We start from the raw sequence: 465 nt of genomic DNA, 5'->3' as shown, positions 1-465 counted from the left end.
GATGGCGCCATCGATGATGGGGTGCACCACGTGGATACCTTCCGGTCCCAGTTCCCGGGCCATGCTTTGCGCCAACGCACGCAGGGCAAACTTGGCACCGGCGAAGGCAGAGAACCCCTTGCCGCCCCGCACGGAGGCGGTGGCGCCGGTGAAGATGATGGTGCCCTTGTGGCGCGGCACCATCACACGGGCAGCTTCGCGACCGGCCAGGAAGCCGGCGAAGGCCCCCATTTCCCAGACCTTGCGATAGACCCGGGCGGTGGTTTCGCGGATGGGAAAGAACACGTTGGCGCCGATGTTGAACACCACCACTTCCACCGGCCCCACTTCATTTTCGATGGTGTCGAACAGCGCGATCATCTGGTCTTCATCGCGGGCGTCGCAGCCGAACGGACGGGCCTTGCCGCCGGCCTGTTCGATCTCCTGCACCAGGGGCGCCAGGGCTTCTTCAGTACGGCGGGTGAC

Annotated in this window: 1 protein-coding gene; it reads right to left on the bottom strand. The window is 65.4% G+C overall.

Annotation, left to right across the window (positions count from 1 at the left end; genetic code table 11):
- Positions 1-465 (bottom strand): SDR family NAD(P)-dependent oxidoreductase (locus A3714_RS11165; RefSeq protein ID WP_156493862.1); only part of this gene is annotated, 465 nt, incomplete at both ends.

Source organism: Alcanivorax sp. HI0007 (assembly GCF_001635525.1).
Lineage (GTDB): Bacteria > Pseudomonadota > Gammaproteobacteria > Pseudomonadales > Alcanivoracaceae > Alcanivorax.
This window is presented reverse-complemented; position numbering and strand designations above follow the sequence as displayed.